This window comes from Micromonospora sp. DT229 (assembly GCF_049844505.1).
In the GTDB taxonomy this organism is placed as follows: domain Bacteria; phylum Actinomycetota; class Actinomycetes; order Mycobacteriales; family Micromonosporaceae; genus Micromonospora.
Map to the genome: position 1 here is coordinate 30,934 of NZ_JBNCLD010000003.1, position 19,237 is coordinate 50,170.

Annotated in this window: 19 protein-coding genes and 1 pseudogene; 9 read left to right on the top strand and 11 right to left on the bottom strand. The window is 70.8% G+C overall.

Going from position 1 to position 19,237, the window contains the following annotated elements; genetic code table 11:
* Nucleotides 1-32: 32 nt before the first annotated feature.
* The 6 genes from ACLQ2T_RS05590 to ACLQ2T_RS05615 all read left to right on the top strand — a co-directional run bounded on the left by ACLQ2T_RS05590 (nucleotide 33) and on the right by ACLQ2T_RS05615 (nucleotide 5,160).
* Entirely contained in the window at nucleotides 33-467 is a 435-nt protein-coding gene (locus ACLQ2T_RS05590) for a VOC family protein (protein ID WP_425764900.1), read from the top strand.
* 257 nt (nucleotides 468-724) lie between these two features.
* On the top strand, nucleotides 725-1,699 hold the full coding sequence (locus ACLQ2T_RS05595; protein ID WP_425764901.1) for an ABC transporter substrate-binding protein: 975 nt from the start codon (nucleotides 725-727) through the stop codon (nucleotides 1,697-1,699).
* Between the two features lie 75 nt (nucleotides 1,700-1,774).
* Nucleotides 1,775-2,575 carry an ABC transporter permease gene (locus tag ACLQ2T_RS05600; RefSeq protein WP_425764902.1) on the top strand — a complete coding sequence of 267 codons (801 nt, stop codon included), beginning with the start codon at nucleotides 1,775-1,777 and terminating at the stop codon, nucleotides 2,573-2,575.
* On the top strand, nucleotides 2,572-3,426 hold the full coding sequence (locus ACLQ2T_RS05605; protein WP_425764903.1) for an ABC transporter permease: 855 nt from the start codon (nucleotides 2,572-2,574) through the stop codon (nucleotides 3,424-3,426). Before ACLQ2T_RS05600 ends, ACLQ2T_RS05605 begins: the two co-directional genes overlap by 4 nt.
* Nucleotides 3,419-4,231 carry an ABC transporter ATP-binding protein gene (locus tag ACLQ2T_RS05610; protein ID WP_425764904.1) on the top strand — a complete coding sequence of 271 codons (813 nt, stop codon included), beginning with the start codon at nucleotides 3,419-3,421 and terminating at the stop codon, nucleotides 4,229-4,231. The genes ACLQ2T_RS05605 and ACLQ2T_RS05610 overlap by 8 nt, the downstream gene beginning before the upstream one ends.
* A gap of 41 nt (nucleotides 4,232-4,272) precedes the next feature.
* Nucleotides 4,273-5,160, top strand: coding sequence for a PaaX family transcriptional regulator C-terminal domain-containing protein (locus ACLQ2T_RS05615; protein ID WP_425764905.1), 888 nt, complete (start codon nucleotides 4,273-4,275; stop codon nucleotides 5,158-5,160).
* Here the strand turns inward: ACLQ2T_RS05615 and ACLQ2T_RS05620 are convergent.
* From ACLQ2T_RS05620 to ACLQ2T_RS05635, 4 genes are read right to left on the bottom strand one after another with little or no spacing between them, the layout of a single operon-like run.
* Nucleotides 5,084-6,610 carry an acyl-CoA synthetase gene (locus ACLQ2T_RS05620; RefSeq protein ID WP_425764906.1) on the bottom strand — a complete coding sequence of 509 codons (1,527 nt, stop codon included), beginning with the start codon at nucleotides 6,608-6,610 and terminating at the stop codon, nucleotides 5,084-5,086. The genes ACLQ2T_RS05615 and ACLQ2T_RS05620 overlap by 77 nt on opposite strands.
* Nucleotides 6,611-6,653: 43 nt before the next feature.
* The gene (locus ACLQ2T_RS05625; RefSeq protein ID WP_425764907.1) at nucleotides 6,654-7,106 is read right to left on the bottom strand and encodes a MaoC family dehydratase; all 453 of its coding nucleotides are present in this window, start codon (nucleotides 7,104-7,106) and stop codon (nucleotides 6,654-6,656) included.
* A 17-nt stretch (nucleotides 7,107-7,123) separates the two neighbouring features.
* On the bottom strand, nucleotides 7,124-8,005 hold the full coding sequence (locus ACLQ2T_RS05630; protein WP_425764908.1) for an amidohydrolase family protein: 882 nt from the start codon (nucleotides 8,003-8,005) through the stop codon (nucleotides 7,124-7,126).
* Between the two features lie 23 nt (nucleotides 8,006-8,028).
* Complete coding sequence (locus ACLQ2T_RS05635; RefSeq protein ID WP_425764909.1) at nucleotides 8,029-8,955, bottom strand: SDR family oxidoreductase; 927 nt, start codon at nucleotides 8,953-8,955, stop codon at nucleotides 8,029-8,031.
* An 84-nt stretch (nucleotides 8,956-9,039) separates the two neighbouring features.
* Between ACLQ2T_RS05635 and ACLQ2T_RS05640 the strand changes: the two genes are divergently transcribed.
* Nucleotides 9,040-9,507, top strand: coding sequence for a MarR family winged helix-turn-helix transcriptional regulator (locus ACLQ2T_RS05640; RefSeq protein ID WP_425764910.1), 468 nt, complete (start codon nucleotides 9,040-9,042; stop codon nucleotides 9,505-9,507).
* Nucleotides 9,508-9,566: 59 nt separating this feature from the next.
* Here the strand turns inward: ACLQ2T_RS05640 and ACLQ2T_RS05645 are convergent, their stop codons facing one another.
* The 6 genes from ACLQ2T_RS05645 to ACLQ2T_RS05670 form a co-directional block, all read right to left on the bottom strand.
* Nucleotides 9,567-12,035 (bottom strand): DUF6351 family protein, encoded by a 2,469-nt coding sequence (locus tag ACLQ2T_RS05645; RefSeq protein WP_425764911.1) that lies wholly within the window; start codon nucleotides 12,033-12,035, stop codon nucleotides 9,567-9,569.
* A gap of 118 nt (nucleotides 12,036-12,153) precedes the next feature.
* The gene (locus ACLQ2T_RS05650; protein ID WP_425764912.1) at nucleotides 12,154-13,032 is read right to left on the bottom strand and encodes a PaaX family transcriptional regulator C-terminal domain-containing protein; all 879 of its coding nucleotides are present in this window, start codon (nucleotides 13,030-13,032) and stop codon (nucleotides 12,154-12,156) included.
* Between the two features lie 9 nt (nucleotides 13,033-13,041).
* The gene (locus ACLQ2T_RS05655; protein WP_425764913.1) at nucleotides 13,042-13,839 is read right to left on the bottom strand and encodes an IclR family transcriptional regulator; all 798 of its coding nucleotides are present in this window, start codon (nucleotides 13,837-13,839) and stop codon (nucleotides 13,042-13,044) included.
* A 25-nt stretch (nucleotides 13,840-13,864) separates the two neighbouring features.
* A complete protein-coding gene (locus ACLQ2T_RS05660) occupies nucleotides 13,865-14,803 on the bottom strand; it encodes a PDR/VanB family oxidoreductase (protein WP_425765223.1) in 939 nt (312 codons plus the stop codon).
* 5 nt (nucleotides 14,804-14,808) lie between these two features.
* Nucleotides 14,809-15,024 (bottom strand): hypothetical protein, encoded by a 216-nt coding sequence (locus ACLQ2T_RS05665; RefSeq protein ID WP_425764914.1) that lies wholly within the window; start codon nucleotides 15,022-15,024, stop codon nucleotides 14,809-14,811.
* Nucleotides 15,021-16,064 carry a Rieske 2Fe-2S domain-containing protein gene (locus ACLQ2T_RS05670; RefSeq protein ID WP_425764915.1) on the bottom strand — a complete coding sequence of 348 codons (1,044 nt, stop codon included), beginning with the start codon at nucleotides 16,062-16,064 and terminating at the stop codon, nucleotides 15,021-15,023. The genes ACLQ2T_RS05665 and ACLQ2T_RS05670 overlap by 4 nt, the downstream gene beginning before the upstream one ends.
* 168 nt (nucleotides 16,065-16,232) lie before the next feature.
* Here ACLQ2T_RS05670 and ACLQ2T_RS05675 point away from each other — a divergent pair, with 168 nt between their 5' ends.
* Entirely contained in the window at nucleotides 16,233-17,876 is a 1,644-nt protein-coding gene (locus tag ACLQ2T_RS05675) for a sigma-70 family RNA polymerase sigma factor (protein WP_425764916.1), read from the top strand.
* Nucleotides 17,877-18,012: 136 nt separating this feature from the next.
* Nucleotides 18,013-18,321 (top strand): annotated as a pseudogene (locus ACLQ2T_RS05680) (hypothetical protein); the annotation flags it as partial.
* A 75-nt stretch (nucleotides 18,322-18,396) separates the two neighbouring features.
* On the opposite strand, the gene ACLQ2T_RS05685 reads toward ACLQ2T_RS05680, so the two are convergent.
* Nucleotides 18,397-19,224, bottom strand: a complete 828-nt coding sequence (locus ACLQ2T_RS05685; RefSeq protein WP_425765224.1) for a DUF72 domain-containing protein — start codon at nucleotides 19,222-19,224, stop codon at nucleotides 18,397-18,399.
* Nucleotides 19,225-19,237: the final 13 nt, after the last annotated feature.

Here is a 19,237-nt window from a genome sequence, read left to right on the forward strand (position 1 = left end):
CTCGGTTCGGCGCCACGACCAGAGGAGACCCGATGACGGACAGCATCACTTCGCGCTTCGGCTACGGCCCCGAGCACGACTCCGGCCTGGGTTTCGGTCTGCACCACGTCCAGTTGGCCATCGCCCCCGGCAGCGAGGACGCCTGCCGGGCGTTCTATGTCGGCGTACTGGGCCTGGTCGAGGTGCAGAAGCCGCCGGTGCTGGCCGCCCGGGGTGGCCTGTGGGTACGGGCCGATCGGTTGGAGATCCACCTCGGGGTGGAGCAGGACTTCCAGCCGGCCCGCAAGGCCCACCCGGGCATCGTGGTGAGTGACCTGGACGCGCTGGCCGCCCGGCTGGAGGCGCACGGGATCGAGGTGACCTGGGACGACAACTTCCCCGGACACCGGCGTCTGTACGCCTACGACAATCTCGGCAACCGGCTGGAGTTCCTCCAGCCGGATCCGGAGAACCCCGCGCGGTGGTGATCCAGCGCCCGAGCCGGTGGTGACGACCGGCGGACGCGGCCAGCAACGACCCGGTCCGGGGACAGCCTCGGGCCGGGTCGTCTTTGTTCAACTTATTCATGACGGGCGTCAGAATTTCTTGACTTCCGGTGCTGGGTGACTGACCATGGCCAACACAGCGAAGTGACCTCTCCCACAGTGGAAGGTCACCGGCAACTCCGTGGCATCCGCCGATTTCTGACGCACCCCACCACCCCCGCCCAGGAAGGGCCCCGTCCATGAAGAAGGTCATCGCCCTCGGGTTGATCGCCGCCACCGCGATCGCCCTCACCGGATGTACTGATTCCGACGCCTCCTCCCCGTCCGACTCCACCGACGGCGACCTGCGCCAGGTCCGGGTCGCGGCGCTGCCCATCACCGAGACCGCCGCGCTCTGGGGCGGCATCAAGGCGGGCATCTTCGCCAAGCGCGGCCTCAATGTGGAGGTGCTGCCCGCCCAGGGGGGAGCCCAGGCCATTCCGGCGCTGCTCAACGGCGACATCGACTTCGCGATCGGCCAGCCCTTCGGCCCCTTCCGCGCCGACCTTCAGGACCTCGGGGTCGTCGTGATCGGCAACTACGCCTCCTCGTACGCCGAGGGCGACGACATCAACGCCGTGGTGGCCTCGGCCAAGTCCGGCATCACCCGCCCGGCCGAGCTGGCGGGTCGCCGGGTGGCGGTGAACAGCCTGGGTGCGGCCGGCGACGTGACGATCATGGCGGCGGTCGAGAAGGACGGCGGTGACCCCGCCACCATCAAGTTCGTCGAGGTGGCCTTCCCGGACGCCCCGGCGCAACTGGAGGCCGGCAACATCGACGCCGCCTGGGTGCCGGAGCCCTTCGTCACCCAGCTGCGCAGCCGGGGCGACACCTTCATCGTGGCGCCCTACCAGGCCGTCGTGCCGGGTCTGACCACCCTGACCACGATCACCACCAAGGAGCGTACGGAGTCCGACGCCAAGCTGGTCGACGACTTCGCGGCGGCGATGAAGGAGACCCTCCAGTGGGCCCAGGACCCCGCCAACGAGGCGGCCGTCCGACAGGCCATCAAGGACAACCTCCAGCTGCCGGAGCCGGTGGCGGATTCGGTGAAGCTGCCGGAGTTCGGCTGGGACCTGGACCGCACCAGCCTGCAGACCCTGGCCGAGCTGGCCCAGAAGTACAAGGTGCTCGACAAGCAGCCGAACCTCGACCGGCTCATCCAGCAGAAGTAGCTGTCGTCGCCCGGCCCTCCCCGGCACCCGAGGCCGGGGAGGGCCGGGCCGGGCGTTTCCGATTCCGGGAGTGACATGGCCGTGTTCTCCACCCGACGCCTGCGCGGGCTACGCAAGGCGCTGCTGGGCCTCGTCGGCCTGGCCGGATTCCTCGTCGTCTGGCAGTTGGTCCCGACCCTGGGTCTGATCAATCCGCAGTACCTGCCGTACGTGACGGACGTGTTCGCGCGGTTGGCCGAGGAGTCCGTCGACCTGGCCTTCTGGCGGCGGCTGGGCGCCACCATGACCTCCTGGGCGATCGGTCTGACGGTGGCCACGGTCGCCGCCGGGGTCCTCGGCACCATCGTCGGCCTGGTGTCCTTCCTGCGCCGGGCCACCCACACGGTTGTCGAGTTCCTGCGGCCGATTCCCTCCGTGGCGCTGATTCCGCTGGCCGTGCTGATGTTCGGCATCCAGATGCAGGCCGCCCTGGTCATCATCATCTACGCCTCCTTCTGGCAGGTGTTCGTGCAGGTGATCTACGGGGTGGCCGATGTCGACACGGTGGCCCGGGACACCGCCCGCAGCTTCGGGTTGACCCGTCGCGAGCAGTTGACCCGCCTGGTGCTGCCGACCGCCCTGCCGTACCTGATGACCGGGGTGCGGCTGGCGGCGGCGGTCGCCCTGATCCTGGCCATCACCGCGGAGATGGTGATCGGCAACCCCGGCCTGGGCACCCTGATCGAGTTGTCCCGCTCCGCCGGGGACTCCGTCGGCCTGTACGCCTTCGTGGTGGTCACCGGTCTGCTGGGGCTGGCGGTCAACCTGGTCTTCCGGTTCGTCGAGCGGCGCACCCTGTTCTGGCACCAGTCCATCCGAGGGGAACAGGCCCGGTGAGCAAGCAATCCGACCAGACCCCGGTCGCCGTGGGCGAAGCGGCGACCAGAACCGCAGCCGTACGCAAGGGGGGTGTCGGCGCCCGCATCGCGGCCGGTTTCGGGCACTCCCTGGGGTTGCCGATGCTGCTGCTGGTGCTCTGGGGTCTGGTGGCCACCCGGTCGACCAACCGGTTCTTCCCCGGCCCGCTGACGATCTACGACGCCTTCGTGGAGACCTGGGTCGGCTCCGCCTTCGTCGAGGACGTGCTGCCCAGCCTGTACCGCCTGGGCCTCGGCATCACCGCCTCGGTGCTGATCGGCATCGCCGCCGGCACCATCATCGGTCTGGTGCAGTGGCTGCGTGAGCTGCTCGAACCCCTGCTGGAGTTCTTCCGGGCCATCCCGCCGCCGGTGCTGATCCCGGTGGTGATGCTGCTGCTCGGCATCACCGACACCATGAAGGTGGTCGTCATCGTCTCCGGCGCGATCTGGCCGATCCTGCTGAACACCATCGAGGGGGTCCGGTCCACCGACAGCGTGATGACCGAGACCGCCGACTCCTTCCAGATCACCTGGTGGGAGCGGCTGTGGTTCCTGGTGCTGCCGGCGGCCAGCCCGCGCATCATGGCCGGGGTCCGGCAGGGCCTGTCGGTGGCCCTCATCCTGATGGTGATCTCGGAGATGTTCGCCTCCTCCGCCGGCCTCGGCTACCGCATCTCCTACTTCCAGCGCAACTACCTCATCGCCGAGATGTGGAGCGGAATCCTCCTGCTCGGTCTCGTCGGCGTCTTCCTCGCCGTCGTCTTCGGAATCGTCGAGCGGCGCGTGCTGCGCTGGTACCACGGAATCAGGGAGGTCAACCGTGCCTGACCGGAGCACCCTGCTGCGGGTGGAGCATCTGCGCAAGGTCTACGAATCGGCCACCGGCGACGTCGAGGCGATCGGGGACATCAGCTTCACGATGGCGGCCGGTGAACTGGTCTGCATCGTCGGGCCCTCCGGCTGTGGCAAGACCACCCTGTTGAAGTGCCTGGCCGGTCTGCTGCGCCCGACCAGCGGGGTGGTAGAGATGGAGGGCGCACCGGTCACCGGGCCCAGCCCGGCCATGGCGGTGGTGTTCCAGGAGTACGGCCGCAGCCTCTACCCCTGGCTGACCGTACGCGGCAACGTCGAACTGCCGTTGCGGCACAAGAAGCTCAGCCGCGCCGAGCGGGACAAACTGGTCACCGACGCCCTGACCGTGGTGGGCCTGGATCATGCCGCCCGCAGCCACCCCTGGCAGCTCTCCGGGGGGATGCAGCAGCGGGTGGCGATCGCCCGGGCCATCGCGTACCAACCCGAGGTCATGATCATGGACGAGCCCTTCGCCGCGGTCGACGCCCAGACCCGGGCGGACCTGGAGGACCTGGTGCGGGAGCTGCACACCAGCCGCAACATGTCCATCCTGTTCGTCACCCACGACATCGACGAGTCGGTTTACCTGGGAGAACGGGTACTAGTATTGTCCAAGTCGCCGACCTGGGTACAAGAGGATCTCGCGATCGATCTGCCGCCTGTGCGTGATCAGATCACCACCCGCGCCCTGCCCCGGTTCACGGAACTGCGGACCCACGTCTACGACCAGATCCAGCGGGCCAAGCGCGGGCAGGCCGTCGCCCCACAAGCGGTGCGGTGACCGCCGCTGCCGCGACGAGGGATACGCCGAAAGGGAGGGCTGTGCGCAGTCGTCAGCCGAAGCAACTGCTGCTCGCCTTCTTCGGCGAGCACGTGGTCGACGCCGCCACCGGGCCGATCCGGGCCAGTGCCCTGATCAGTGTGCTGGAGCCGGCCGGTGTCGCCGCGCCGGCCACCCGCGCCACCCTCGACCGCCTGGTGGGCAGCGGCATCCTGGCCCGGACCAGAAACGGCCGGGAGACCCTGTTCTCGCTCACCGAGCACGGGGCGGCGGTGCTGCGTGAGGCGACGGACCGGGTCCGCGGCCCTCGGCCCTTCGACCCGCAGGGGCACGGCTGGACCCTGGTCACCTTCTCCATCCCGGAGGGGCAGCGGATGCTGCGGCACCGGCTGCGCTCGACCCTGACCTGGGAGGGCTTCGCGCCGCTGCGCGACGGACTGTGGCTGGCCCCCGGTGAGGTCGACCTGGCCGGGTCGTTGGAGCCGTTGCGGCAGGACCTGCCACCGCACACCGTGATCGCCTTCCACGCCCGGGAGCTGGCGGGCTTCCCGATCGGGGAGAGCGTGCGCGCCGCCTGGGACATCGAGGCGATCCGGCGCGAGCACCTGGCCTTCATCGAGGTGTGGGAGGACCCGGCTGCGGTGGATCTGGCGCCGAGCGCCCTGACCGTACGGACCATGCTGGTGGCGGACTGGCTGGCGTTGCTGCGGGCCGATCCCCGGCTGCCGGCCGAGTTCATGGACGCGCAGTGGCCGGCCACCCGGTCGGCGGAGACCTACCGCCGGATGCACGAGAAGTTGGCCGAGGCCTCCGCTGCCGAGTTCGCCGACCTCATCGAGGCCCGCACCCCGGTCAGGCGCCGAAGCGGGCGCGCAGCTCCGCCTTCCGCACCTTCCCCGACGCGGTCCGGGGCAGGTCGTCCACGATGACCACGTTCTTCGGCAGCTTGTAGCGCGCCAGCCTGCCGTCGAGGTGCGCCCGTACGGCGTCCACGTCCACGGCCGCCCCCTCGCGTACGGTCACGATCGCCCAGGGCACCTCGCCCCACCGCTCGTCCGGTACCCCGATGACGGCCGCCGCGGTGACTCCCTCCAACTCGCCGAGCAACTGCTCGATCTCGGCGGGGTAGATGTTCTCCCCACCGGAGATGATCATGTCTTTGAGGCGGCCGGAGATGTACAGGTAGCCCTCGGCATCCAGGTAGCCGAGGTCGCCGGAGCGGAACCAGCCGTCCGGGGTGAAGGCGTCCGAGGTCGCCTCGGGCAGCCCGTGGTAGCCCGGGAAGACGTTCGGCCCGGCGATCTCGATCTGCCCGACGCTGCCGACCGGGGCCGGCTGGCCGGTCACGTCCGTGATCCGGACCTGGGTGAAGAAGTGCGGCAGCCCGACGCTGCCCTGCTTGGCGCGGGTCATGTCCGGGGGCAGCGAGGTGGCCCCCGGTGAGGCCTCGGTCATGCCGTAACCCTGGGAGAAGGACAACCCCCGGGCCTCGTACGCGTTGAGGATGCGCGGCGGCACCGCCGAACCCCCACAGGTCAGCTTGGCCAGGGTCGACAGGTCGGTCGAGGCCCAGTGGGGATGGTCGGCCATCAGTTGGTAGGTGGTGGGCACCCCGCTGAGCATGGTCACCCCGTGCCGCTCGATCTGGGCCAGGGCGCGCCCCGGCTCGAAGCCCTTCTCCAGCACCATGGTGGCGCCCTTGAGGATGACCGGGAGGGCACCCATGCCCAGCGAGGCGACATGGAACAGCGGCGAGATCATCAGCGCCACGTCGGTCGAGACGACGTCGTAGTCGACCACGCAGTTGAGCGCCACCCAGGTCAGGTTGCCGTGGGTCAGCACGGCGCCCTTGGCGCGGCCGGTGGTGCCGGAGGTGTAGATGATCGCCGCCGGGTCCGCCGGCCCGGTGGCGACCTGGCCGGCGGGGTCGGGGGCCGTGTCCCGGACCAGTGCCGCGAGTCCCGGGCGCTGTGCGTCGCCCTCGCCGGTGACCACGAGGTGCGGTGGCGGGGTGGCCGTGACGGCGGCGGCCACCCGGGGGGCGAACTCGGGGTCGTGGATCAGTACCCGGGCACCGCAGTCGGTGAGCACATGGGTGATCTCCGGCGGCGCCAGCCGGGTGTTGACCGGGACGAAGACCGCACCCAGTTGCGCCGCACCGAACATCACCTGGAGGAACTCGGGGCTGTTCTCACCCAGGTACGCCACGGTGTCGCCCTTGCCGACGCCCAGCCGGCGCAGCACCGCGGAGATCCGGTCGGCGGCGTCGGCGAACTGGGCGTACGTCACCGTGGCCCCGTCGCCGTGGACCAGGGCGACCTTGTCGGGGGACTTGAGTCGGCGCTTGGCCATCCAGACGCCGATTCCGTGCTGGTGCATCAGCGGTCTCCTGGTGGTGGAGGTGGTGTGCCGACAGTGGCGCTCAGGCGTAGAAGCGGTACAGCCCCCTGGCGACGACGGCGGGTTTGGTGCACCCCTCGACCTCGATGGTCTGGTCGACCGCGATCTGGTAACCGCCCCGGACCTCGGTGACCTCGGCGATGGTGGCCCGCATCCGGACCCGGGCGCCGACCGGTACCGGGGCCGGGAAGCGCACCTTGTCCAGGCCGTAGTTCACCTTCGTGGTCACCCCCTTGACCTCCAGCAGCTCGGTCCAGAACGGGACGGCGAGGGAGAGGGTGAGGAAGCCGTGGGCGATCGGCGCGCCGAAGGGCCCGGTCCTGGCCCGCTCCGGGTCGACATGGATCCACTGGTGGTCGTCGGTGGCGTCGGCGAACAGGTTCACCTGGTCCTGGGTGACCGTGCGGTACTCGGTGTGACCGAGGTCGGTGCCGGCCAGGTCGGCCAGCTGCTCGTAGGCGATGGTGGTGGTCATGGCGGTTCCTCTCGTCGTCACCGGGCTAGGCATAGCAGTCGGGCCGCGTTGTCCTTGAGGATGCCCGGGAGCACCTCGGGTTTGAGGTCGGTGGCCGCCACGTCGCGCAGCCAGCGGTCGGGGGTGATCAGTGGATAGTCGGTGCCGAAGAGCACCCGGTGCTTGAGCATCGAGTTGGCGTAGCGCACCAACTCGGCCGGGAAGTACTTGGGGCTCCAACCGGACAGGTCGATCCAGGTGTTGTGCTTGTGGGTGGCCACCGACAGCGCCTCGTCCTGCCACGGCACCGAGGGGTGAGCCATGATGATCTGAAGGTCGGGGAAGTCGGCGGCGATCGGGTCGAGCAGCATCGGGTTGGACAACCCCAGCCGCAGGCCGTAGCCCCCCGGGGTGCCCGCACCGATCCCGGTCTGTCCGGTGTGGAAGACGGCCGGCACCCCGGCACGCTCGATCAGCGCCCACAGCGGGGCGTACTGCTCCTGGCTGGGGTCGAAGCCCTGCACGGTGGGGTGGAACTTGAAGCCGCGGACCCCTTCGTCCTCGATCAGCCGGGTGGCGAGTTCCAGGGCGGCCTCGCCGGTGCGCGGGTCCACCGAGCCGAAGGGGATCAGCACGTCGGCGTGCTCCGCCGCGGCCCGGGCGATGTCGGCGCTGGACAACGGCGGGTGCTTCAGCTGGGTCCGGGCGTCGACCGTGAACACGACCGCGGCCATGTTCCGCTCGCGGTAGTACTGCGCCACCGCCTCCACCGCAGGTCGCGGCCCGTCGGTCCGGAAGTACTTCGACACCGCCGCGACGAGTGGTTCCGGCAGCGAGGCGTGACCGTGGTCGTCGACCTCGATGTGGACATGCATGTCGATCGCCGTGATGGCGGCAAGGTCGATCGCGGGCTGGTACATCAGCGCAAACCTTCCTCGGGTGGTCAGGAGGCCGCGGGCTTGAACTCCTCGGGGAGTTCGGGGAAGCGTTCGCCGACGCTCTGCATGGCCGGGGCGAACTCGGTGGGCCAGGACTGCACCAGGGCCTCGTAGGTCCAGCCGCCCTCGCGGTGGGCGGACAGCCCCGCCTCCGGGTGGGTCCAGATCTGGAGCCGGTCACCACCGACGCCGATCACCTGGCCGGTCACCGAGGCGGCCGCGTCGGAACCGAGGAAGGCGATCAGACCGGCAACGTCGTCGGCCGTGCCGAAGCCCAGGTCGTGCCGGAAGAAGGCCGGCATCGGCTCACCCTGCGCCTCGGCCTGCACCGCCGCGGCGAAGTAGGGCACGGTGGCGGTCATGGCGGTCGCCGCCACCGGTACGACCGTGTTGGCGGTGATGCCGGCCCGCTTGAGTTCCAGGGCCCAGGTGCGGACCATGCCGACGATGCCGGCCTTGGCGGCGGCGTAGTTGGTCTGGCCGAAGGTGCCCCGCTGCCCGGTCGGGGAGCCGATGCAGATGATCCGGCCGCCCTCACCGGCCTGCCGCATGTGCCGTACCGCCTCCCGCACGGTGGTGAAGGTGCCGCGCAGGTGCACGTTGATCACCGTGTCGAAGTCCTCGTCGCTCATCTTCCACAGCACGGTGTCGCGCAGGACCCCCGCGTTGGTGACCAGGATGTCCAGTCGCCCGAACTGCCCGACTGCGGTGCTGACCAGTTCCTGGGCCGTCTCGGTGGGGCCGACCGGGGCGGTCACCGCGACGGCCCGCCCGCCGGACGCCTGGATCGCCGCGACCGCCTCGGCCGTGACCGTGGCGTCGACGTCGTTGACCACGACGGATGCCCCCCGGCGGGCCAGCTCCTTGGCGTAGGCGAGGCCCAGACCCCGACCGGATCCGGTGACGATCGCGACTTTGCCGTCCAGTGACATGGTGCTGCTCCTTTGTGTCCATTCGATGTGAGCACAAACCATTGAAAAAGTCAATTATTTGTGAAGCTTGCTACCATCGTCCTCATGTCCCCTATCGGAAGGACCCGGCCGACCGGACGCGACCGGCTGCGGGACACCGTGCTCGCCGGGGACCTGAGCTTCCTGCTGGCCCGCGCCAACGCCCTGACCCTCGCGGCGGCCAACGCGGCGTTGGCCGAGCACGGGCTCAAGGCCCGCTCCTACTCGGTGCTCGCCCTCGCCGCCGACGACATCCGTCCCACCCAGCGGGAGCTCGCCGAATTCCTGCGGCTGGATCCGAGTCAGGTCGTGGCGTTGGTCGACGGGCTGGAGAAACGGCAGCTCGTCGAGCGCCAGACCGATCCCGCCGACCGCCGCGCCAACGTCCTCGTCGCCACCGAGGCCGGTCGGGCCCTGTTCGCCCGGGCCCAGGAATCGGCCCGGGCGGTGGAGTTGGGCCTGCTGGCCGCCGTGACCCCCCAGGACCATGAGCGGCTGGCCCAACTGCTGCGGCTGCTGGCTTTCCCCGACTGATGCCGTGAACCGGGCGGTGCTCTGCTGGCACCGCCCGGCCCCGGTCATCCCGCCTGCGACTACGCTGCGGCGCAGTCGACGGCCGGGTAACCCCGGATCAGGGCGGTGGTCACCGCCTGGCCGTTGAGCGAGCCGGTAACTCGGACCGTAGCCGACCCGGTCGGCACCGCCGTCACCCGCGTGGCGAACTGCTGGAAGGCGTTGCCCCCGGCCGCCACCCCGGTGAAGGACCGCTGGCCGTACGCGGTCTCCAGGGTGATGTCCACCGGCGCGTCATGGTCGTTGCGGACCTGCACCACCAGGTACCCCCGACCGGCGATGCACCGGGCCTGCACGGTCACCGTCGCGGGCAGCACCGGTCGCATCGCAGGCTCGCCAGACCAGCGGATCCAGGTGTCCGCCAGTGGCACCTGCCCGACCCCGGGCCTGGACCAGTCGCAGACCCCGCCGGGGAAGACCGCCTGGAGACGCTGCCACTGCTCGTCGGTGAAGCTCACCCCGTAGGCGGCCCGGTCCAGCGGCGCCAGCTGGCACTTGAGCACTGCGGAACTGGTCGGACCGCCGGCGACCACCCGGGGATTGCGGTGGAAGGGGAACAACTGGTTGCACTGGGCGGCCGGATCCAGGGTCAGGGCCTCGGTGATCCGGTCACCGTCGGCCGCGATGCAGCCGTCGGCCAGGCCCTCCGGCCGGGACAGCCGGGTCAGGGCCACCTCGTCCAACTCCGGCCGGGCCGCCGCCAGCGCCGTGCGGGCGGTCAGCCAGGTCTCCATGTTCTCCAGCGCCAGGGTCAAGGCGGTCTCGGCGGCGGCCCCAGGAGCGGCGGTGATGCTGATGTGGTTGTCGGCGTTGCCGTTGGCCGCGACGATCCGCTCCCGCATGGTCCAGGACCGGAAACGGTCGTGGAAGTCGCCGGAGGGGTCGGTGTAGCCCCGGGTCTCGATGATCGGGGTCCAGCGCAGCCCGCGGTCGAACTGGTTGACCCGGCCGGTCTCGTAGGCCACCTTGATCGCCTCGACGTCCGCCGAGGTGCGCTGCGGGGTGCGGTTGCCCTGCACGTCCAGACCGCCGATGCCCTCGTTGAGCCGGACGAACTGCTCCGGGGTGATCGTGCCGGACTCCAGGGTCTCCAGGCCGTACTGCACGCCCACCGTGTCCGGGACGATCGGCCTACCGAAGCCGGTGGCCGGGTCGACGCCGTACACGTTGGAAATGAAGTCGGCCATCGCGCACCGCAGGCCGGTCGGGTTGGTGACCGGGTGGTACCGCTGCGCCGCCGGGACGTGGCTCGGGCAGTTGGTGGGCCAGTCGACCCCGTCGAAGAACTGGTAACCGAAGCAGGTGTTCGGGCTGGCGAAGCCGGTCACCGCGGTGTGCTGCGCGGTGGACAGACCGGCGGCGGAGGCGGCCTGGCTGATGAAGCGGCACTCGTGGCCGCTGACCGTCGTGGAGCGCTCGTCCGGGTAGCCGATCTGGCCGATCACGCCGTCGATGATGCCGGGGTAGGCGTTGGAGAGCAGCAACTGCTGCATGGTGCCGCCCGAGCCGCCCCAGCCCATGGTGAAGGCGGGCACGCCGTACGTCTCGATGAAGTGTTCCTTGACCATCAGAGCGGTCTCGGCCGAGGTCACGTCGTTGCAGTTGTTGGCGAACACGTTGAAGGTCGAACTGGCCACCGCGTAGCCCCGGCTGAGCAGGCGGTGGTCCATGATCCCGCCGGTGCTGGTGGCCTGGGTGTAGCCGATGCCGCAGGCCCCACCGAAGGTGTAGACCAGCCGCTCGTTCCAACCCTCCGTGCCCGTCCAGGGGTCCGGCGCCGGGGTGCCCGGCTCGTGCAGCAGCGCGATCTCGTAGACCGCCCGGTTGATGGTGCCCCGCTCGACGCGCACGATGTACGGGACGGTCCGGCCCTCGATGGTGGTGGTCGTGGCCAGGTTGCCCGGCCGAGGGCCCTCGGGCAGGGCCGCGAAGGTGCCGGCGGTGGTGCGGTACTGGTACGTCACCTGGGGCGCCGCCACATGGCAGTTCTCGTCGACCGGCCCCAGGTTCCAGGGGCTGCCCGAGGCCGTGCAGACCAGCGGGATGTGCGGGCCGGAGAGGACCGGGCCCTGCGCGGGGTGGTTGACCAGGGTCAGGTCGGCCGTGGGGCGGCCCTGCCCGTTGCCGTTGGACCGGACCTGCAGGGTGTTCTCGCCCAGCGCCAGATCGTCGACCAGGCCGAGCAGGGTACGGCCGTCGCCGACCGGGCGGAACTGGCTGCTCAGGTTGCGGCCGTCGAGGTGGACCCGCACCTGGTGCGGCGGAACGTTGCGGGGCACCTCGATGCGGACCAGGGCGTCACCGCCGCTGACCATGTCGGCGCGGGTCGAGACGACCGCCACCTCGAAGGAACGGTCGATGCCCGCACCGGGCGGCGGGGCGGCCAGGGCCGGCACCGCTGAGCTGCCGACCAGTGTGGTGGCGGCGAACGCCGTGAGGGCGACTTTCCAGGATCGGTGCGGTTTTCCCCAGGGTCGACGTAAGTGCATGGCAGGGCCCCTTTCAGCCGGGAACGGGCGGCTGGACCTCCTGGTCACATGTGCACCGGGAACCTAATGCGAAATCTGATCGTGCGTCAACGAATCTGCAATCTATCTACTTCAGACGCTACTTCCCGGCCTCCGCGGCCCACAGGATCTGCTCGAAACGCTGTTGCGCCGGCCGGGCCAGCGCCTGGGAGATGTCCAGGAACAAGGTCCGCGCCTGCGCCCGGGGGAAGGAGGCCGGCAGAAAGGTGGCCGGCAGGTCGGGATCCTCGCCCACCAGGGCCCGCCAGTCGTTGACCATCTCGGTCCGCCGCACCAGCGCCTGCGCCGGTGCCACCATGCCCGCGGTGGCCTTCCAGGCCAGCTCCCGGTGTCGCTGGAGAAAGGACTGGTACCCGGCGGCCAACTCGTCGATCCGCCAGGCGGCCTCCAGCCGGGCCCGGCCACTGGGCAGCAGATCGAGGTCGGTGGCGCGCAGCACCACGGCGTCACTGATACCGAGTTCGCTCAACTGCTCCCGTACCTCGTCGAAGCGGTCGTGCGGGGTGACCCAGGTGGCGTCGTACAGCGGTGAGAAGGTCAACCAGCGCAACCGGGCCCGCAGCAGTCGGCGCAGGTTGGCGTCGTCGAGCGGCAGGGTGAAGGCGATCAGGGTCCACCGGCCGTCCCAGGTGCTCTCGTCCGTGCTGGCGAAGATGCGCCGGGCCCCCCGCTGGAGCAGGTGCCAGGCCGACTCGGTCAGCCGGTAGCTGGTCCGGCGGCCCTCCTTGGTCCGCTCCAGCACCCCCCGCTGGGTCAACCGGCTGAGGGTCGCCCGGGCGTTCGCGGGTGCGATGTCGAATTCGGCCAGTACGGCGACCAGGCCGCCGGACGGCAGCGGGGCGTGCCCGGCGTGCCAGTAGTCCCCGAACAGCGTGACCAGCAGCCGTTGGGCGCGGGCCCGTCCCACCGCCGCCGCGCTGTCCGACGGTGTCTCCAGCGCGTGATGGAGCTCGGACATCCAGCTAAATTACTGCGTCTCGGGGCGCGGTGGTGGCGGCACCCGGCCCGGCGGCTGCCGGTACGAGGCGCCCAACGCCCGGGACAGCGTCCGCCCGGCGGCCTGCACCAGCGGCGCCAGGGCCAGTGGGTCCGCCCGGTCGTGGGCGACCACCAGCGAGATCGCGGCCACCACCTGCTCGGGGGTACGGATCGGTGCGGCGACCGAGAGGGCGTCCATGGTGACCTGGCGGTCGCTGACCGCGTACCCGACCCGGCGCACCTCGGCCAGGCAGCGGCGCAGTCGCCGGGGATCGGTGATGGTCAGCTCGGTGTAGCGCTCCAGGGGTGCGGCCAGCACCTGCTCCTGGACCTCGTTCGGGGCGTAGGCGAGCAGGACCAGCCCGACCCCGGTGGCGTGCAGCGCGAACCGACCCCCGACCCGGGTGAGTACGGGCACCGCGTGCCGCCCGGCGATCCGCTCGATGAAGACGAGTTCCAGGCCCTGCCGGACGGCCAGCTGGACGTTCTCGTGGGTCACCTCGTAGAGGTCTTCCATGATCGGTAGGGCCACCTCCCGCAGCCCCAGCCCTCGGGGGGCCAGCGAGCCCACCTCCCACAGTCGCAGACCGATCCGGTACCGCCCGTCCTCGCCCCGCTCCAACGCCCCCCAGGCGACCAGTTCCGCAGCCCGGCGGTGGGCGGTCGGCAACGGCAGCCCGGCGCGGCGGGCCAACTCGGTGAGGGTCAGCGCCGGAGTGGCCGGGGTGAAGGCGTCCAACAGCGCCAGCACCTTACTGGTGACCGACCGGCCGGGCTGCGCCTGCATCCCGCCATCATCGCGCCTGCTCCGGTCACAGCTCCAGGACCAGCCGGGGGGTACGGGCCCGGGACACACAGATCATCATGGTGTCCCCGGCCGCCCGCTCCTGCTCGGTGAGCAGGCTGTCCCGGTGATCCGGCACCCCGGCCAGCACTGTCGTCTCGCAGGTGCCGCAGGTGCCCTCCCGGCATGAGGAGAGCACCTGTACTCCGGCCTCCTCCACGGCCTGCAGGATCGGCACCCCCGCCGGCACGGTCAGGGTCCGGCCGGAGAGGGTCAGCTCGACCTCCACGGCGGTGTCGACCTCCCCGACTGCGGAGACCGGGGCGACCGGGGTGAACCGCTCGACGTGCAGACTGCCCGGCGGCCAGCCGGAACAGTGCTCCTCCACCGCCTTGATCAGCGCCTCCGGCCCACAGCAGTAGACCAGCCCGGCCTCCGGACGACCCAACAGCCCGGGCAGGTCCAGCAGGCCGGTCTCGTCCTGCGGACACAGGCGTACCCGGTCGCCGTACTTCTCCCGCAGGGAGTCGGCGAAGGCCATGGTGTCGCGGCTGCGGCCCCCGTACACCAGTTGCCAGTCGGCACCGGCGGCGTCGGCGGCGGCGACCATCGGGCTGATCGGGGTGATGCCGATGCCTCCGGCGATGAAGAGGTACCGTCCCGCCGCTACCAGCGGGAAGTTGTTCCGGGGGCCGCGCACCGCGACCGTGGCCCCGGGAGTCAGCCGGTCGTGCACGAGCAGCGACCCGCCGCGCCCCTGAAGCTCCCGCTGCACCGCGATCCGTAGCCCGGATCGGTCCGCCGGATCACCGCAGAGGGAGTACTGGCGCACCAGGTCCGGGCCGAGCAGCAGATCGAGATGGGCCCCGGGGGTCCACTGCGGCACCGGGCCGCCGTCCGGGCGGGCCAGGGTGATCGCCACGACCTCGTCGGCCACCTGCTCCCGGGCGGTGACCATCAGATACATCTCGGTCACGCCGGCACCGCCATGAGGGTCGGCACCTCCGGCGGAGGCGACACCGCCTGATGGCCCTGCGGGTGGGCGAGCAGCCACTCCCACAGCTCCACCGGCTCCTCGGCCACCCGCTCGGCGCCGCAGTGGCAGACGCCGCGCAGGATGTCCGTGCCCGGCATCCAGTGGATCCGGTAGACCCGGTCGCCGGTCAGCATGCCGGCCGGGCCGCTCACCGGGTCGCCTCCACCCTCCCCGCGTCGACCAGGCGGGCCAGCAGCCGCCGGGCCGCCAGGCCGCCGGTGTCGATGTTGATGCTCAGCTCCTGGTACTTCTCCGGTTCGGCGGCGATCACCTGTTCCAGGATGTTGAGGGCGGTCACGTCCTGCATGACCACGGTGTGGTTGCTCTGGTGCAGGTACTCGCTGACGGACTCGTCGTCGATGGCGAAGTCCCGGGCCACCGCCCAGAAGTCGTAGGTGGTGTGCTCCGTCGAGGGGGTGATGGCGTACACGATCTCGGCGTGGAAGGCCTCGCTGTCCTCACCCTGCGCCGGCGGGTACACCCCCTGCGGGGCGATCCGGCTGTGCAGCAGGTAGAGACACGGCGGGTGGTACTCGATGTCCTGCCAGCGGGTGATCCGGCCCTGGATGCCGGTGGAGCGGGCGTAGAAGGGCGGGCACTCCGCGTCGTCCATGTGCCGACTGACGTAGACGATGCCGCGCTCGTCGTCCACCTCGGTGGTGATGGGGGTGTCAGCCACCTCCGGGGTGCCGATGTAGCCACCGTGCAGATAGGTCTCGTGGGACAGGTCCATCAGGTTGTCCACCAGCAGGCCGTACCGGGCGTTCAGCGGGGCCATCCCACGGACCACCGCGTACCGGGGGTCGACCAGCCAGGGGGCCCGGGGAATCGTGGCCGGATCGGCCCGCTCCCGGTCACCGATGAACACCCAGATGAAGGAGTCCTGCTCCACCACCGGGTACGCCGCGACCCGGGCGGTACGCGGAATCCGCTGCTGCCCCGGTACGAAGACACAGGATCCGGTCCGGTCGTAGGTGAAGCCGTGGTAGCCGCAGACGATGGTGTCGCCGTCGAGCCGGCTCTCCGACAACGGGTAGCGCCGGTGCACACACCGGTCGGCCAGCGCCACCGCCTCCCCGGCCTCGGTGCGGTACAGCACCAGCGGCTCACCGAGCACCGTACGGGCCAGCAGGTTACGCCCGACCTCGCCACCGTAGGCCGCCACGTACCACTGGTCACGTGCGAACGCCATGGGGATCCCTCCTCCTCGTCCCACCAGCCGGATCATGCCGGTGGACATCGGTGATCGGGACCACGCCTTTCATTGAATGAAAGGGGAGGGCCACTCGATCACCGGGCTCGTTCTGGTTAGGGTGTGACGTCGTGCTCGGCGGGGGACTCCACATTGGGGCGGTGCTGGATGACGATCACTGCGAATGACCTGGAACTCGTCACCGCAGCGCAGTCGGGCGACGGTTCGGCTCGCGACCGACTCATCGCCGCCCACCTGCCGTTGCTCTACAACATCGTCGGTCGGGCCCTGCACGGTCACGCCGACATCGACGACGTGGTCCAAGAGACCCTGATCCGGGTCATCCGGGACCTGCCCGCCCTGCGCGCCCCGGAGAGTTTCCGGTCCTGGCTGGTGGCGATCGCGGTGCGGCAGATCGCCACCCACCGGCAGCGGCTGCGTACCGCCACCCACCGGACCACCATTGTCGACCCGGCCGACCTGCTGTCGGCCGCCGGTGACGTCGAGGACGAGGCGATACTGCGGCTGCACCTGGCCGACCAGCGCCGTCAGGTCGTGGCGGCGACCCGCTGGCTGGACCCCACCCACCGCCCGATGCTGTCCCTGTGGTGGCAGGAGTGCGCCGGCCAGTTGACCCGCCGGGAGATCGCCGCCGCCTGCGACACCCGGGTAGCGCAGGTCGGGGTGCGCCTGCAACGGATGCGGGAGCAACTCGAACTGAGCCGGGGCATCGTCGCGGCGCTGGCCGTGCGGCCACGCTGTGCCGGACTGACCGAGACCCTCGACGGCTGGGACGGAGTCCCCAGCTCGGTGTGGCGCAAGCGGATCGCCCGGCACACCCGGGACTGTCCCACCTGCTCCACCCTCACCCAGGGGCAGGTGCCCACGGAAAAGCTGCTGCTGAGCATCGCGCCGCTGGTGGTGCCGGCCGGTCTCGCCGCCGCGTTGGCCGCCAAGGGGCTGCTGACCACGACCACCCTGGCCACCCCCGCCCTGGCGGCGTCAGCCACGACGACGGCCACGACGACGGTCGGCGGCGGCACCCCGGGCACCCTGTTCGGCAAGCTGACCCAGATGATCAGTGCCCATCCGGTGGCCGGTCTGGCCGCCGGTGCGGCCCTGGTCGTCGCCCCGGTGACCCTCGTGGTGCTGCAACCCGGGTCGGCATCGAACCCACCGGCCGCCATCGCGGCACCCACCACGGCAGCCCCGGTGGCGGCCACCCTGGCGCCCTCCGCCGAGACCTCACCGGCCCAACCCTCCCTGGCCCGGCGGTCCCCGGTCCCGTCGCCATCCTTCGCCACCCCGCCGCCGGTCGCGCCCCCGCCGACTGCGGCCCCCTCGCCGACGAACGGACCGACCATCCCGCCGGGTACCATCCCGCCGGGCACCTGGTCGCTGGAATCGGTGAAGGTGGCCGGTCGCTACCTCAGCCATGACGGCAAGTACGCCGCACTCGCCGCAATCGACGCGGCCAGCCCCAGGACGGACCGGCAGCGGGCGACCTTCACGGTCAGCCGCGGACTGGCCGACTCCGACTGCGTCACCCTGCGCCTGGCCGACGGGCGATACCTGCGGCACTGGGGGATGCAGGTGCAGCTGAGCACCAGGGACGACACCACCATCTTCCGGGAGGACGCCACCTTCTGCCCGGGCCCGGGAGGCGGCACCGGATCGGTGATCCTCCGGTCGTACAACTACCCCTCGCATGTGGTGCACTACCGCGACGGCGGCTTCTGGTTGGACGTTCCGGACGGCAGCCCGGCCTTCACGGCCGCCAGCTCCTTCGTCGTACGCGATCCCTGGGCCTGACCCGATTTCCGTTATCCACCGGGCGTTCGGGCGGTCTCCTACTGTGTGAGGCACCGACGCATCACCGTCCCGGAGCGGACCCGCCCGGCCGGCATCCCCGCGCGCGGAGGACCGGATCCCGCAGGGTGGGGTGGTCATGGCTGACGACGACCAGCAGCCACCCCCGCATCTGCTGGCCACCGAACCGGCGGAGCATCCGCCGATGCGTCCGCTGTGGATGTGCCGCCAGTGCGGTCAACCCTGGCCCTGTACGCGGGCCAAGCTGGCCCTGCTGGCCGACTACGCGACCGATCCGGTGGGCCTGCGGCTCTACCTGGCCGGCTGTCTGTGCGACGCCATCGACGATCTGCACCGGCTTAGCCCCAGCCTCACCGGCAGCGCCACCGACATCTTCGACCGTTTCCTGGGCTGGCCGGGCCAACTGGCCCGCGCCTACCGGGTGACCCGGCGCTCCGGCCGACCCCCGGGCGGCGATTCGGCGGCGACCCCCCGACCGGGGAGCGGTGCCCGGACCGAAGGTTCAGAAGAGGGTTGTGGGCTCGACCGGGATCGGAGTCGGTAGGGGCGCCAGTTCGGGTACCCGGGCGCGTACCTCGTCGTGGAAACGGCGGGCCAGGGTCGGTGCCTGCGCGTTGTCCGGGGTGTGGACGAACAGGGTGGGGGAGCGTCCCTCGCGCAGCCAACCCACGGTGATGTCGACCCACCGCTGCCACCCCTCGACCGTGCGGTCCGGGTCGTCGCGGCCGAGATAGCGGACGATCGGCCGGTCGGTCAGTGCCCGCGTACGCAGCGGGGTGCGGGGCTTCTTGGTCCAGGCCTCCCGTTCGGCGTCGCTGGTCGGCGGGTCGGCGAAGAAGGTCGTGGTGTCGAAGGGCACCCACTCGGCGTCGGTCTCGGCGAGCACCGCCTCCAGTCGCCGGGCCGCCGGGTCGTCGGTGAAGAACTCGGGATGGCGAACCTCCACCGCACACCGGTGGGCGGCCGGCATCCGGCGTAGGAACCGGGCCAGGGTGGGCAGGTCCGAGGGAGCGAAGGATGGGGGGAGTTGCACCCAGAGGGCGTGGGCCCGCGGGCCCAGGGGCTCGATCGCGTCCAGGAAGGCCCGCATCGGCTCGGCTACCTCGGTGAGCCGTCGTTCGTGCGTCACCACCTTGGGCACCTTCGGCACGAACCGGAAGTCCGGGTCGGTCTGTCGGGCCCAGGAGGCCACCGTGTCCCGGGCCGGGGTGGCGTAGAAGGTGGTGTTGCCCTCGACGGCGTCGCACCACCCCGCGTAGTGCCGCAGTCGTTCCTCGGCCGGCAGCGGATGCGCCAACAGTCGTCCCTGCCACGCCTTGTGTGTCCACATGGCACAGCCGACG